The sequence below is a fragment of the Lysobacter sp. A378 genome (assembly GCF_054052125.1).
This window is the reverse complement of the sequence record NZ_JBSVRK010000001.1, coordinates 13,856-27,795: the sequence shown is the minus strand read 5'-3', so window position 1 is coordinate 27,795 and position 13,940 is coordinate 13,856. Positions and strand designations below refer to the sequence as shown.

Below are 13,940 nucleotides of genomic sequence, written 5' to 3'. Positions count from 1 at the left end.
GCCTGTTCAGCTGGGTGCTATGCTGATTGCCTGTTCCAGCACTGCCAATGGCGGACGTGGAATTTGCAATGGGCATGGGCGCAGTCAAAGGACGAGGTCCGGACATGGGCGAGTTATCCAGCGACGAGTACGCTTTATTCGCGTCCCTCGCGCGCACCCGTCGCGTGGAAGCCGGCACCTCGTTGTTCCGTCGGGGCGACCTGGGTACCACGATGTATGTCATCGCCAGCGGTCTGGTCGAGCTGGATTTCGGCGACGACCTGATTGCGAAGTGCTTCGGTCCGCGCGAGTTTTTTGGCGAGCTTGGACTGTTGATCGGCGATCACGCTCGCAGCGCTGATGCCAATATCGTCACCGGTGGGGAGCTGCTGGAGTTGCGCCACGAGGAGTTCCAGCGACTGGTCGACACCAGTCCGAAGCTGATCTCCTATTTCCTGCGGCGTGCGATCACGCGTGTCGTGTTCAACGAACGGGAGTTGATTCGACGCTTGCGTCGTCGCAACCAGGACTTGCAGGCGGCGATGGACCGTTTGCGGGCGACCAGCCAGCAGCTTCCATCCCGGTCCGAGCCTTCCAGATGATCTCCGATCCCGCCTCGTCGGCTCCGGCGGCGTCCAATGGCGGCGCACCGAGGCTGTGCACGATCCTGCTGACCGACCTGGTCGATTCGACCGCCTGGGTCGAGCGGCTGGGTGATGGCGCCGCGGCCGACCTGTTCCGTGCCCACGACCGCTTGACACTGGAACTGTTGCAGCAATGGTCAGGTCGCCTGATCGATCGTTCCGACGGCTTGCTGCTGCTGTTCGAAAGACCGGTCGACGGGCTCGCCTTTGCGCTCGATTACAACCGTGGATTGGCCCGACTGGGCACTTCACATGGCGTCGTACTGGAGGCTCGCACCGGCCTGCATGTTGGCGAAGTGTTGAGCTGGCGCAATAGCGATGAAGCGGTATCGATGGGTGCCAAGCCGGTCGAAGTCGAAGGGCTGGCCAAGCCCCTGGCAGCACGATTGATGACGATGGCCCGGCCTGGACAGATCCTGTTGTCGGCCACCGCCGAGTCATTGACCCACCGTGCAGCGCGCGAGCTGGGCGAGCGTGGGAAACGCCTGTCCTGGCAGTCGCACGGGCGCTGGCGGTTCAAGGGGGTGTCAAAATCCCAGGAGGTGTTCGAGGTAGGTGAGGCGGGATTGGCGCCATTGCGGTCGCCATGCAGTAGCGCCAAGGCCTGGCGGGACGTCGCCTTGTGGCGCAGGCCGGCGGCCTTGGTGGCCGAGGCGGCAATGGTCCTCGCGCTGGGCGTAGGGCTGTGGGTGATGGCCAAGCCGCAACCGGCCATTGCCTTCAACGAGCGCGACTGGGTGGTATTGGCCGACCTGCGCAACTTGACTGACCAACCGCTGCTCGACGCGTCGCTTGAGCAGGCCTTCCGGATCAGCCTGGAGCAGTCCCGCCACGTCAACGTACTCAGTGATCTGAAGACCCAAGCCACCTTGGCACGGATGCAGCGAAAGCCCGGTACCGCGCTCGACCGCGGCCTCGCTTCCGAGATTGCCATTCGTGATGGTGCCCGCGCCGTGATCCTGCCCACGGTGGCCGAAGTTGGTGGCCGCGTGCGGGTCAGCGCCGAGGTGATCGACCCTCACAGCCAGACCACGGTGTATGCCGAATACGCCGACGGCAAGGGGGCGTTGTCCGCACTGGCGTCGATCGACGAGGTGACAGCCGCGTTGCGTGAAAGCCTTGGCGAAGCCCTTGAGGTAGTGCAGCGCGATTCAATACCGTTGCCGGAGGTGACGACCGGCAACCTCGACGCGCTTCGGACCTATGCATTGGCCCAGAAGGCAACCGCGGAGCAACGCTGGGAGGATGCCAAACAGCTTTACCAGCACGCAATCGAGCTTGATAACGGATTCGCGTTGGCCTACATGGGGCTGGTGCGACTGCATTGGTCATCGATCGATTACAAGGCGGCATTGCCCTACCTGGACAAGGCGCTGTCCCTGCGCGCCGCGCTGCCACCACGCGACCGCCTGTATCTGGAAGCATGGAAGGCCGAGACAGCCAGCACCGGCACGGCACTGGAGGAATGGCGCATGTTGGCATCGCTGTATCCGGATTATTTTGCCGGTGCGGCGAATGCTTCCTGGTACCTGCTGGAAGCCAATCGCTTCAAGGAAGCACTTCCCTATGCAGAGGCGGCCGCAGTGCCGCAGGATCCGTTGCGTGCATTTCCGATCCGGCATATCGGGCACATACGGTTCGCCCTGGGCGATCCGGCGGCCGCGCTCGAGCAGTACCGTCTTGCGGAAAGGCTCGGGAGCGGTCAGCCCACCCGGTATTCTGCGGCCGCGCTGGCAGCACTGGGCCGATACGACGAGGCCTGGCAGATTCTGGACGTCCTGAAGCCCCGCGAAGGCGAGCCGTCCAGTTTCTACATGAACCTGGAGCGGGTATCGGTCGCGCTCGACCAGCAGCGCTTCGAGGTTGCGCGCAAGAAAGCCGCCGAGGCGATGGCTGCCACCGCTCAGTTGGATGAATTCCATCGGCACAATTTTGAATTGATCGCCCAATCGGCTGCGTTGGCAGACAAGCCCGGTGAAGTGTCCATCCCGAGCCTGAGACGGGTTGCACGTGCGGCCGAGGCGAGGTTGCAGGACGTGAACTCACCCGTGCGCCAAGGCGACGCCTTCCGATTGCTGATGGCGGCCTACCTGGCCCAGCGCAGTGGTGACAGTGCGCTTTCCGGGGACGTCCTGGAACACTCCGCGGCGGCGATCAACGCGTTGGACGACATCAATACCAGCAAGCTGCTGGTTATCGTGCAGGCGACCCAACTGCGCCTGAAGGGAGATCATGAGGCTGCGATCGCCTTGCTGGAGCCACAGATTGACGGATTCGAGCTGCTGCAGGCGCATTCGGCGTTGCTCGCAGGGTACGAGGCCGCGGGAAAGGATCAGCAGGCACGGCAGCAAACGCGATGGCTGGCTGCCCACCTGGGCCGTGCCTACGCGGAGATCGGACATAGCCAGCTGTTGCAGCCGATCAATGTCGCCGATGTGCGGCAGGCCCTCAGTGACGGCAACTGATCGAAGCTGAAGGCTCTGACGGGCTTTCGTGGAGTCGATGCAGCCGGATTATTTGCTGCGAAGAAACGACGAGACCTTGCCTGCCTCGAAACAAAAAACCACGGTCAGTGGACCTGCTGCCGTGAGGTGCGATTTGAGTGCTTCGCGGGATTCGGCAACTTCATGTTTCGAGGCCAGGTGGTCGACCTGGGTACAGCGCAAGGGCGACGCCCCGGCGGGCAGGAAGTAGCCGGCCTGGTTCAGCGCTTTCTCCGCGTCCTGCTTGAAGAGGGTGCGAAATTCATCGTCGGTGCTCAGTAGTTCGAGAAGCTTGTCGGCGACGCTGGGATCCAGCGGCGGGTGCCCTGATCCATCGTGCAGGTTAGTCATGGTTTCCCCTTTCCTGAAAATCGCTGCTGGCGGCCGGCCTGAAGTCTTGCCGCGCTGTGGACGGTTCGTATGGAACCGGATTCATAACATACTCGGTGAATCTTGGATCCGGATGATTACCGGGGGGGCAGGTGCATGCGGGTGCGTCGCTGCGCAGTGCTGTTTTTTGAGTTGCGGGAGGACGCCAGCTTCAGCCTGGCGTCGCTACTGACGGGGGGCGCGGGACTAAGTCGCGTGTCGCGTTGGTTGGCACTGGCGCCGCATCTGGATCACGAGGTCGAGGTGGATGCTGTGCAACGCGAATTGCTCGGCAGCCTGAGTCCTGTCGAGTGGGTGGATGCCGACACCTTGTCGGACCACGCGCCCGGGGCTCTCGACCGTTTGCTGCTTGAGGGGTTGGTGGTTGCCGATGAGCAGCGCACGGTGCACTGGGAGCGTGATGATGTGCTTCGCGCCTCGTACTGGTGGCCCCTGGCCGCGCTCATCCATCGGCAGAGTCGTTGGCACGGGATTGATGGCGTGCGGGCCATGCAGGACAACGACTTGGTGACCGCGGATAAATTGCGCCAACGATTTGGTGCGCCTCCCGCGGAAGTGGGCGGGCAAGCCTGTATCGCACCACGCCTGTTTTTGCCTCGTGCCGCGGCGAACGATTTCGACGATGTGCTTGCGCGCCGGGCCACCTGTCGAAATTTCGATGCCGAACGGCCTTTGCCGGAGGCCCTGTTCGCGCGGATGCTGCAACGCGTGTTCTCCGCGCAGGCGCAGGTGCGGGTCAGTCACGACACGGCGTTCCTCAAGAAAACCAGTCCCTCCGGCGGCGGCCTGCACCCGACCGAGGCGTACCTGATCGTGCAGGACGTGGAAGGTATCTCGCCCGGGCTGTACCACTACCACCCGGTCGATCACGCATTGGCGCCGTTGCCGGCGCCCGCGCTGCCGTTGGTGGAATTCGCCAAACTCGCCCTGGCCGGGCAGCACTGGTTCGCCAATGCGCCGGTGCTGGTGGTGCTGACGCCACGTTTTGGCCGCAGCTTCTGGAAATACCGCCACCACGCCAAGGCCTACCGGGCGCTGGTGCTCGACAGCGGGCATTTGTCGCAGACCCTCTACCTGTCGGCAACCGAGTTGGGCTTGGGGGCATTCGTGACCTCGGCGATCAACGAGGTCGACATCGAGCGTGGCTTCGGTCTCGACCCGTTGCTGGAAGGACCGCTGGCGATCTGCGGCTTTGGCTGGCGCGCCGGGACCATGGAGACCGCGGAGTTCGACCCGGGCCATGAGGTATGGCAGCCGGAATAACATCCGACGCGACGACGCAGTCTTGACCGTTGTGGAATGCGCGCGTAAACACTTCCAATTGGCGTGTCTTTAAAGGGGGATATTCATGCAAGCCAAAGGTGTAATTGTGTTGCTCTTTTCCGGTCTTCTGCTGGCCGGGTCGGTTGTCCACGCGGGGCAGGTGAGTGCCCCGGCCGACGCTGCAGCCGTAGCGAAGGACGTGGCAGTAACCAACGCGGACGATGACGGTGACCGGATGGTCTGCGAATACGAGAAGAGAATCGGCAGCAACATGAAGACCCGCATCTGCAAAACCGCGCGGGTGCGGGAACGCGAACGCGAGTTATCGCGAGCCGCGATGGAAGGCCGTTCCATCTGTGCGAACTGCGGCGGCGACTGAGCTGGCTTCTAGGCGACCTGGTTAGCCTGGCCGCGGTCCATTCGCCGGTAGCCAATCGCTTCGCTCAGGTGCGGCGTGCGGATGTGCGGACTGTCGGCGAGGTCGGCGATGGTCCGGGCTACCCGCAGGATCCGGTGCATCGAGCGTGCCGATAGCTGGAGTGCATCGATGGCCCGCTCCAGCAAATCGTGATCGGCGTTGGACAGTCGACAGGTCGCGGTGGTTTCCGGTTGGCTGAGGTGTGCGTTGGCTTTCCCGGCACGATCGGATTGCAGGCTTCGGGCATGCAGCACGCGCTCGCGCACCTTTTGGCTTGGCTCGCCGTCGGGTGCGTCCGGGCGTAGCGCCGATGTCGGCAACCTTGGAACCTCCACGTGCAAGTCGATCCGGTCCAGCAACGGGCCGGAGATGCGTGCGCGATAGCGCAACACCGTGTCGGGGCTGCAGCGGCAGCGACCGCTGGGATCGCCGGCCCAGCCACAGGGGCACGGATTCATCGCCGCCACCAGTTGGAACCGGGCCGGGAATTCGCAGCTGCGCGCGGCCCGCGAAATAGTGACCACGCCCGACTCCAGCGGCTCGCGCAGGACCTCAAGCGCGTGCCGCCCCCATTCGGGTAGCTCGTCGAGGAAAAGCACGCCGTTGTGGGCCAGGGAAATCTCACCGGGTCGGGGCTCGGCGCCGCCGCCTACCAGTGCCACCGCACTGGCGGTGTGGTGGGGCGCGCGAAACGGACGTTCGCGCCATCGTGACGGATCCAGTCCGCGACCACTGATGGAGGCAATCGCGGCCGAGTCCAGCGCTTCGTCCTGGGTCGCGTCCGGAAGCAGGCCGGTCAACCGCGATGCCAACAAGGTCTTGCCGCATCCCGGCGGGCCGACCAGGAGCAGGTGATGGCCGCCGGCGGCAGCGACTTCCAGTGCACGCCGGGCATGGGTTTGCCCGCGAACGTCGCTGAGGTCGGGGCCGCGGGTGCGCGAGGTGGGCATCGCGATCGCCGATGGCAGCGACTTGGTCCCGCTCATCATCGCGCACACCTCCAGCAAGGTACGCGCGGTGCGTACTTCGACCTGGCTGGCCAGTGCCGCCTCGGCGCCATTGCCAAGCGGGACGATCAACTTGCGTCCGGCACTGCCGACTGCCAATGCCGCCGGCAATACGCCGTCGATGGCGCGCAACTCGCCGGTCAGCCCCAGTTCCCCGAGAAACTCATACTCGCTGAGCGCCTCAAGGGGGATCTGGCCGCTGGCGGCGAGAATGCCAAGGGCGATAGGCAAGTCGAAGCGGCCGCCGCACTTGGGCAGGTCGGCCGGTGCCAGGTTGACGGTGATCCGACGCGTCGGAAATTCAAATTGCGCGCACTGGATCGCCGCGCGAACCCGGTCCTTGGCTTCGCGCACGGCAGCTTCGGGCAAGCCAACGATCGACATCGACGGCAGGCCGCCGCCGAGGTGGACCTCCACACGGACCGCAGGCGCACGCACCCCCGATCGCGCACGACTGTGCACGAGTGCCAGGTTCATCGGGACGACTCAGTGGCGCGGCTGGGCGGGAGTATCAAACGACGACGGCGCTGCACCGCCGGAGCCGCGCTCGACCTGCGCCTCCAGGTCGGACACCGTGCGTTGCAGTTGCTCGAGCTTCTCGCGGGTACGCAGCAACACCGCGCGCTGCACCTCGAACTCCTCGCGGGTGACAAGGTCGAGTTTGGACAGTCCGGTCTGCAGCACCGATTTGATGTTCTGCTGCAGTTCCTCACGGGTCTCGCGCACGCTTTCCGGGACCAGGCCACTGAGGCGGCGGGCGAGTTCGTCGATGTGGTTCAGATCGATCATGGTGGGCTCCTGCAACAATGCTCCCAGCCTCGCGTGCCGGTCGGTCCGGCGCCATCAGCCGGTGCCGCGGTCAGGGGTCAGATTAGTCTGACCCCTGATGGCCGACTCTGCGGAACCGCTACTCTAGCGCAGGCAGCGCGGGAGATCGCGTTATTCTTGCCGGCAATCGACCCAACCCCGGAGGCAGCGGATGAAAATGGTGATGGCGGTGATCAAGCCGTTCAAGCTCGACGATGTCCGCGAGGCACTGGCAGAGGCCGGCGTGGCCGGGATCACGGCCACCGAGGTCAAGGGATTCGGTCGCCAGAAAGGCCATACCGAGTTGTATCGCGGGGCCGAATACGTGGTCGACTTCCTGCCCAAGATCAAGCTGGAGGTCGCAATCACCGATGACCAGGCCGACACCGTGGTGGAGGCGATCATGAAGGCCGCCGGCACCGGCAAGATCGGTGACGGCAAGATCTTCGTCTGGGACCTGGACCGGGTGGTCCGGATCCGTACCGGCGAGCTGGACGGCGACGCGCTGTAGGCAGATCGGGGTTACTCGCCCAGTGCCGCGGCAACGAAGGGCGGCAGGGTCGACGCGCCCTTGTGGATATCGGCGCTGTAGTAATGGCTGTCGAAGGATTTGGCGCGCGCGTCGGCCTCGCGGAAGTCGAAACCACCGGACTTCCTTGCCAATGTGCACGACCACCAGCCAGTGGGGTAGCACGGCTGCGGGAACGGCAGGGTCTGGAACGACGTAAAGCCGGCTTTTCCCATCTCCGCGCGCATCGCCTTGATCAGGTCCAGCAATACCAGCGGCGACTCGGACTGCTGCACCAGGATGCCGTCATCCTTCAGTGCATGGAAGCAGGACTCGAAGAACGACTTGTTGAACAATCCCTCTGCCGGGCCGACCGGATCAGTCGAGTCGACGATCACGATATCGAGGCTGCCGGGAGTGCAGTTCTTCATGTAGGCGATGCCGTCGTCGAACAGCAACTGCGCGCGTGGATCGGCATTGGACTCACACAACTCGGGGAAGTACTTCTCGGACATGCGGGTGACCTGCTCGTCGATATCGCACTGCACCGCGCGCTCCACGCCGGGGTGTTTGAGCACCTCGCGCAGGGTGCCGCAATCGCCGCCGCCGATGATCACCACCTGCTTCGGATCGGCATGGGTGAACAGCGCCGGGTGCGACATCATCTCGTGGTACAGGAAGTTGTCGCGCGTGGTCAGCATGACCGCGCCGTCGATCAGCATCAGGTTGCCCCAGTCGGTCGTCTCGAAGATCTCGATCTTCTGGAACGGTGACTGCACCTCGTCCAGCTTCTTGTTGATGCGGAAACCGATCGCCGAGCCCGACGGCTCGAAGTTCTCGTAATGCCAGGAGGGTTTGGGGGTCATTGCGGTTCGTCCAGTATTCGGGGAGGCCGCCATCGGGCAGTCCCGGTCGGGGCGCCATTTGGTGGGATCGAAATTAAACCCCGATTATAGCGAACCGCCCTCTGTCCTTTCGTGACGGATCGTTGTGCGACAGTCCCATGATCAGCGGTCGGTGCCTGATGACGGCAGGGTAAACCGGCTTCCGTTGTGACGCCCACGGGTCACCGGGACGATAGAATGCCAATCCCCCACACTGCTGGTAGCAAACCGATGTCCCACTGGTCGATGGATCAGGCCCGCAAAGCCTATTCGATTCCGCATTGGAGCGAGGGGTATTACGACGTCGACAAGGCCGGCCGGGTCACGGTGCTGCCGACGGGTGCCGGTGGTCCGGCGGTCGCGCTGCCCGAGGTCGTCGATCAGGCCCGTGCCGGGGGGGCCAGGTTGCCGCTGCTGGTGCGGTTCCCGGACATCCTGGGCGACCGGCTGGGCAAGCTGCAGGGCGCGTTCGTGCAGGCGATGGCGGAGGCGGACTATGCCGGTGGCTACACTGCGGTGTACCCGATCAAGGTCAACCAGCACGAAGGCGTCGCTGGCACCCTGGCCTCGCACCACGGCGAGGGTTTCGGGCTGGAGGCGGGCAGCAAGCCGGAGCTGATGGCGGTGCTGGCGCTGAGCCGGCCGGGCGGGCTGATCGTCTGCAACGGCTACAAGGATCGCGAGTACATCCGCCTGGCCCTGATTGGCCGCAAGCTGGGGATGGAAACCTTCATCGTCATCGAGAAGCCGTCCGAACTGTCGCTGGTGATGGAGGAGTCGAAGGCACTGGGTGTAACGCCGGGCCTGGGCGTGCGCATGCGGCTGGCCAGTCTGGGCGCGGGCAAGTGGCAGAACAGCGGCGGCGACAAGGCCAAGTTCGGCCTGTCCCCGCGCCAGGTGCTGGACCTGTGGAAGCGCCTGCGCGAGGCCGGCATGACCGATTGCCTGGGCCTGCTTCACTTCCACATGGGCTCGCAGATCTCCAACGTGCGCGACATCGCCAGTGGCATGCGCGAGGCCACGCGCTACCTGGTCGAGCTGTCGAAGCTGGGTGCGAACGTGCGTTACATGGACGTCGGCGGCGGCCTCGGGATCGATTACGAGGGCACCCGTTCGCGCAGCTACTACTCGATCAACTACGGCGTCCAGCAGTACGCCAGCAACATCGTGCAGCCGCTGGCCGATGCCTGCGCCGAGCACGGCCTCACGCCGCCGCGGATCGTCACCGAATGCGGCCGCGCGATGACCGCGCACCACGCGGTGCTGGTGGCCAACGTGTCCGAGGTGGAGCCGGCGCCGGAAGGCCGCGTGCCCGACCTGCACGACGACGAGCCGGCGGTGATCCGCCACCTGCGCGAGATCCACGCCGAACTGGACGCGCGCCCGGCGGTCGAGCTGTTTCACGAGGCCGTGCACTTCCACAACGAAGGCCTGACCGCGTACGCGCTCGGCCAGATCGACCTCACCCACCGCGCCCGCATCGACGACCTGTTCTACCTGATCGCCCACGGCGTGCGCGACCGCCTCAATGCCGGCGAGAAGAGCCACCAGGCGGTGCTGGACGAGCTCAACCAGCGGCTGGTCGACAAGTACTTCGTCAATTTCAGCGTGTTCGAGTCGATGCCTGACGTGTGGGCAATCCAGCAGGTGTTCCCGATCATGCCGATCGAGCGGCTGGACGAGGCGCCGCAGCGCCGCGGCGTGATCGCCGACCTGACCTGCGATTCCGACGGCCGCATCGACACGTATGTCGGCAACGAGACGCTGGACACCTCGATGCCGATCCACTCGCTCATTCCCGGCGAAAGCTACCGGCTGGGCTTCTTCCTGGTAGGCGCCTACCAGGAGATCCTCGGTGACATCCACAACCTGTTTGGCGACACCGATGCGGTCGAGGTGCGGGTGGACGGCGCGGCCGACGGCGGCTACCGGCTGGCCCAGCAACGTCGTGGCGACACCACCGACGTGATGCTGGACTACGTCGGCTACAAGGTGGACGACTTGCGTGCGAACTACCGGCAGAAGGTCGCTGCCGCCAACCTGCCCGCGGATGAGGCCGACCACTTGAATGCGACGCTGGAAGCGGGCCTGACCGGTTACACCTATCTCGACGACGCGCCTTTGGCATGAGGAACTGCATGAAAACCGGATTTATTGGCCTCGGCGCGATGGGCGCACCGATGGCGCGCTACCTGCACTCACGCGGCCTGCTGACCGCCGTGGGCAACCGCACGCAGGCGAAGGCCGATGCGCTGGCCGCCGAGCTGGGTATCCGTGCCGCACGCTCGGCCGACAACTTCGCCGATTGCGGCGTGGTCGCGCTGTGCGTGTCGCTGGACGCCGACGTGCTGGAAAACGTCAACGCACTGGCGCAGGTGCTCAGGCCCGGTTCGGTGGTGGTCGACCATTCCACCGTGTCGGTGCAGACGGCGCGGCGGTCAGCGGCCACCTTGCAGGCGCAGGGGATTGGCTTTATCGACGCGCCGGTGTCGGGCGGTGTTGAAGGTGCGCGCAACGGCAAGTTGTCGGTCATGGCGGGCGGCACGGAGGCCGACTTCCAGACGGTGCAACCGGTGCTGCAGGCCTACGCCAGCCGGATCAGCCACATGGGCGATACCGGTGCCGGACAGGCGACCAAGGCCGTCAACCAGGTGCTGGTGGCCGGCATCAACGAAGCGGTCTGCGAGGGGCTGGCGTTGAGTGAGAAGCTCGGCCTGGACCCCGAACGCCTGCTGCCGACCCTGATGGCGGGCGCGGCCGGCAACTGGTTCCTCGACAAGCGCGGCGCGACCATGCTGCGCGGGGAGTTCGCGCCGGGTTTCAAGAGCGCGCACATGCTCAAGGACCTGCGCATCGTGCGCGATATCGCGCGTGAGGCGGGAGTCCGCCTGCCGACATTGGAACTGGCGTTGGCCGACTACACCACCCTGGCCGAACGCGGACACGGGGACGCCGATACATCGGTATTGATAAAGCTCAAGCGCGGCGACTGACCGCGCCCGGTGGCGGTGCGGGGTCTACTTGACCTTGATCGCCATGGCCGGCAATCCGCTGTTGCCCAACTTGCGCTTGGCATCCGCCAGGTCGCCGGCGGAGTCGTAGGGGCCCATACGCACGCGATAAATCGTCTGGCCATTGATCTGGGCCGGCTCGACTCTTGCGCTCAAGCCAACCATGGCGATGCGTGCCTTGAGCTCTTCCGCCTGGCTCGCCCCCTGGAAGGCACCGGCCTGCAGCAAATAGCGGACGCCATCGGCGACGGCAGTGGCGGTGGTCGGCTTGGGTGCGGCGACTGAAGCGGTGTCGCGGTCGGGCTGGCTTGCGGACGACGGCGTCGCGGGAGCCGTCGTCGCGGGTTGTGGCGCCGGATCAACGGGGGTTGGCAACGCGAGGTCGGCGGCGTCGGGGTTGGCGGAGGCGACGACCTGGGCGGGTTGCTCTCCGCGCAGCAGGGCGGCGGCGCGTGCGGCTTCGGCACGTTCGGTCGCGGCCAGTTCGGCATCGCTGACGGCCACTTCCTTGCCCGGTAGCAGCGTGTAGAAATCGTACCTGGGGCCGTCGGCGTTAACGGCAGGTTCCTCGCCGGCGTTCGGCAACGCCGGAGCGGCCTCATCGCCGCCACTGACAACCGGCGCCGGACGGGCGTCCGGGTTGGGTTGGGGACGGAAGAAGCCATCGCCATCCGACTTCAACAGTTTGGGCGCGAGCGCGATTGCGGCAATGGTCAATACGATGCCCAGCACCATCCATGCCCAACCCGGCAAACCGTTGTTGCCCTGGTTGCGCCGCGCCTGTGTCTTGCCACGTCGTGCTGCCACCTACATTACCTCCGGGGCGTTGATGCCCAACAAGCCAAGTCCATTGGCCAATACCTGTTGTGTTGCCATTGCCAGCACCAGCCGCGCGTTGCGCTGGTCGGCATCGTCGACCAGGAACTGATGGCCGTTGTAATACGACTGGAAGGTTTGCGCCAACTCCAGCAGGTAGATTGCCAGTTGGTGCGGTTCCAGGTCCTGACCGGCGCTGTCGACCACGTCGGGATAGCGCAGTACGGTCACCACCAACTCGTGGGTGGCGGCGTCCTCCAGGTCCAGTGGCAGCGCCAGTCCGGCCTCGCGGTCGAACGACAACCCGCGCTCGTCCAGCTGGCGCATCAGCCCGCACATCCGCGCATGCGCCACCTGCACGTAGTACACCGGGTTGTCGAGTGACTGGCTGCGTGCCAGGTCGATGTCGAAGGTCAGCTGCGAGTCGGGCTTGCGCGCGACCAGGAACCAGCGGGTAGCGTCGCGGCCGGCTTCGTCGACCAGCTCGCGCAAGGTCAGGTAACTGCCGGCGCGCTTGGACAGCTTTACCTCTTCGCCGCCACGCATCACCGTCACCATCTGGTGCAGGACATACTCCGGCCAGTCCTGCGGGATGCCCAGATCCAGCGCCTGCAGCCCGGCACGTACACGCGACAGCGAGCCGTGGTGGTCTGCGCCCAGCTCGGTGATGGCGCGCTCATAGCCGCGTTGCCACTTGCTCAAGTGGTAGGCGACGTCCGGCACGAAATAGGTGTAGCTGCCGTCGGACTTGCGCATCACGCGGTCCTTGTCGTCGCCAAAATCGGTGCTGCGCAGCCACAGCGCGCCGCCTTCCTCATAGGTGTGGCCGTTGGCGGTCAAGGCGGCGACGGTCTCGGCGACCTTGCCGTCGGAGTACAGCGAGCTCTCCAGGAAGTACACGTCGAAGCTGACGCCGTAGGCCTGCAGGTCGTCGTTCTGCTCACGGCGCAACCACGCCACCGCGAAGCGGCGGATCGCGGCGAGGTTGTCGGGGTCGGTCGCGGCGGTGACGGTCTGGCCGTCCAGTTCCACGCCGGCGCCATCCAGGTAAGCACGTGCCACGTCGGCGATGTAGTCGCCGCGGTAGCCATTTTCGGGCCAGCCGGCGTCGTCCGGCTGGATGCCCCGCGCTCGCGCCTGGACCGACAAGGCCAGGTTTTCGATCTGCACGCCGGCATCGTTGTAGTAGTACTCGTGGGCGACGTCCCAGCCGTTGGCATCCAGCACCCGGGCAATGCAATCGCCGATCACCGCCGCGCGGCCATGACCGACGTGCAACGGGCCGGTCGGATTGGCCGAGACATACTCCACGCCGGCGTGATGGCCGTTGCCGGAATCGTTGCGGCCATAGGCCTGGCCGCGGTGGAACACTTCGCCGAGCTGGCGACGCCAGGCCGCCTCGTCGAGGTGGAAGTTGATGAACCCCGGTCCGGCGATTTCGACTTTGGCAATGTCGGCGCTGGCCGGCAGTGCCTCCACGATCGCTTGTGCGATTGCGCGCGGATTGGCTCGGGCCGGTTTGGCCAGCAACATCGCCGCGTTGGTCGAGAAATCACCCTGCGCGCGCGTCTTCGGGCGTTCGATCACGAAGTCGGGTGTTTCCAGATCGGCCGGAAGGCTGCCGGCGGAACGCATCGCTTCGATGGCTTGGATGACCAGGGCGCGGAGGGTGGTTTTCACGAAAACTCTGGAAAGGCGGCAGAACCGGTCATTTTACCCGGAATTGAACG

13 protein-coding genes are annotated in these 13,940 nt (G+C 65.2%); 7 read left to right on the top strand and 6 right to left on the bottom strand.

The features are described 5' to 3' along the window. Positions 1-104: 104 nt before the first annotated feature. Positions 105-581: a Crp/Fnr family transcriptional regulator gene (locus ACW7G1_RS00130; RefSeq protein WP_456977748.1), complete on the top strand. Its 477-nt coding sequence runs from the start codon at positions 105-107 to the stop codon at positions 579-581. Beyond that, positions 578-3,088, top strand: a complete 2,511-nt coding sequence (locus ACW7G1_RS00125; RefSeq protein ID WP_456977747.1) for a putative peptide modification system cyclase — start codon at positions 578-580, stop codon at positions 3,086-3,088. The genes ACW7G1_RS00130 and ACW7G1_RS00125 overlap by 4 nt, the downstream gene beginning before the upstream one ends. A 48-nt stretch (positions 3,089-3,136) precedes the next feature. On the opposite strand, the gene ACW7G1_RS00120 is transcribed toward ACW7G1_RS00125, so the two are convergent. After that, positions 3,137-3,457: an NHLP-related RiPP peptide gene (locus ACW7G1_RS00120; protein ID WP_456977746.1), complete on the bottom strand. Its 321-nt coding sequence runs from the start codon at positions 3,455-3,457 to the stop codon at positions 3,137-3,139. A gap of 135 nt (positions 3,458-3,592) precedes the next feature. Between ACW7G1_RS00120 and ACW7G1_RS00115 the strand changes: the two genes are divergently transcribed. Then, positions 3,593-4,759, top strand: coding sequence for a putative peptide maturation dehydrogenase (locus tag ACW7G1_RS00115; protein WP_456977745.1), 1,167 nt, complete (start codon positions 3,593-3,595; stop codon positions 4,757-4,759). An 85-nt stretch (positions 4,760-4,844) separates the two neighbouring features. Beyond that, complete coding sequence (locus ACW7G1_RS00110) at positions 4,845-5,138, top strand: hypothetical protein (RefSeq protein ID WP_456977744.1); 294 nt, start codon at positions 4,845-4,847, stop codon at positions 5,136-5,138. Between the two features lie 8 nt (positions 5,139-5,146). Here ACW7G1_RS00110 and ACW7G1_RS00105 read toward each other — a convergent pair whose 3' ends face one another. Beyond that, the gene (locus ACW7G1_RS00105; RefSeq protein ID WP_456977743.1) at positions 5,147-6,661 is read right to left on the bottom strand and encodes a YifB family Mg chelatase-like AAA ATPase; all 1,515 of its coding nucleotides are present in this window, start codon (positions 6,659-6,661) and stop codon (positions 5,147-5,149) included. A 9-nt stretch (positions 6,662-6,670) separates the two neighbouring features. Then, on the bottom strand, positions 6,671-6,973 hold the full coding sequence (gene ubiK / locus ACW7G1_RS00100) for a ubiquinone biosynthesis accessory factor UbiK (protein WP_456977742.1): 303 nt from the start codon (positions 6,971-6,973) through the stop codon (positions 6,671-6,673). A 190-nt stretch (positions 6,974-7,163) separates the two neighbouring features. Here ubiK and ACW7G1_RS00095 point away from each other — a divergent pair, with 190 nt between their 5' ends. Then, positions 7,164-7,502 carry a P-II family nitrogen regulator gene (locus ACW7G1_RS00095; RefSeq protein WP_456962884.1) on the top strand — a complete coding sequence of 113 codons (339 nt, stop codon included), beginning with the start codon at positions 7,164-7,166 and terminating at the stop codon, positions 7,500-7,502. A gap of 11 nt (positions 7,503-7,513) precedes the next feature. Here ACW7G1_RS00095 and speE read toward each other — a convergent pair whose 3' ends face one another. Continuing rightward, on the bottom strand, positions 7,514-8,365 hold the full coding sequence (speE, locus tag ACW7G1_RS00090; protein ID WP_456977741.1) for a polyamine aminopropyltransferase: 852 nt from the start codon (positions 8,363-8,365) through the stop codon (positions 7,514-7,516). A gap of 249 nt (positions 8,366-8,614) precedes the next feature. On the opposite strand from speE, the gene speA reads away from it, so the two are divergent. Together speA and ACW7G1_RS00080 are read left to right on the top strand one after the other, a co-directional pair. After that, entirely contained in the window at positions 8,615-10,513 is a 1,899-nt protein-coding gene (speA, locus tag ACW7G1_RS00085; RefSeq protein ID WP_456977740.1) for an arginine decarboxylase, read from the top strand. Positions 10,514-10,521: 8 nt separating this feature from the next. Continuing rightward, on the top strand, positions 10,522-11,376 hold the full coding sequence (locus ACW7G1_RS00080; RefSeq protein WP_456977738.1) for an NAD(P)-dependent oxidoreductase: 855 nt from the start codon (positions 10,522-10,524) through the stop codon (positions 11,374-11,376). Between the two features lie 24 nt (positions 11,377-11,400). Here the strand turns inward: ACW7G1_RS00080 and ACW7G1_RS00075 are convergent, their stop codons facing one another. Then, positions 11,401-12,201 carry an SPOR domain-containing protein gene (locus ACW7G1_RS00075; protein WP_456977737.1) on the bottom strand — a complete coding sequence of 267 codons (801 nt, stop codon included), beginning with the start codon at positions 12,199-12,201 and terminating at the stop codon, positions 11,401-11,403. Further along, on the bottom strand, positions 12,202-13,890 hold the full coding sequence (argS, locus tag ACW7G1_RS00070) for an arginine--tRNA ligase (RefSeq protein WP_456977735.1): 1,689 nt from the start codon (positions 13,888-13,890) through the stop codon (positions 12,202-12,204). It lies immediately after the preceding gene. Positions 13,891-13,940: the final 50 nt, after the last annotated feature.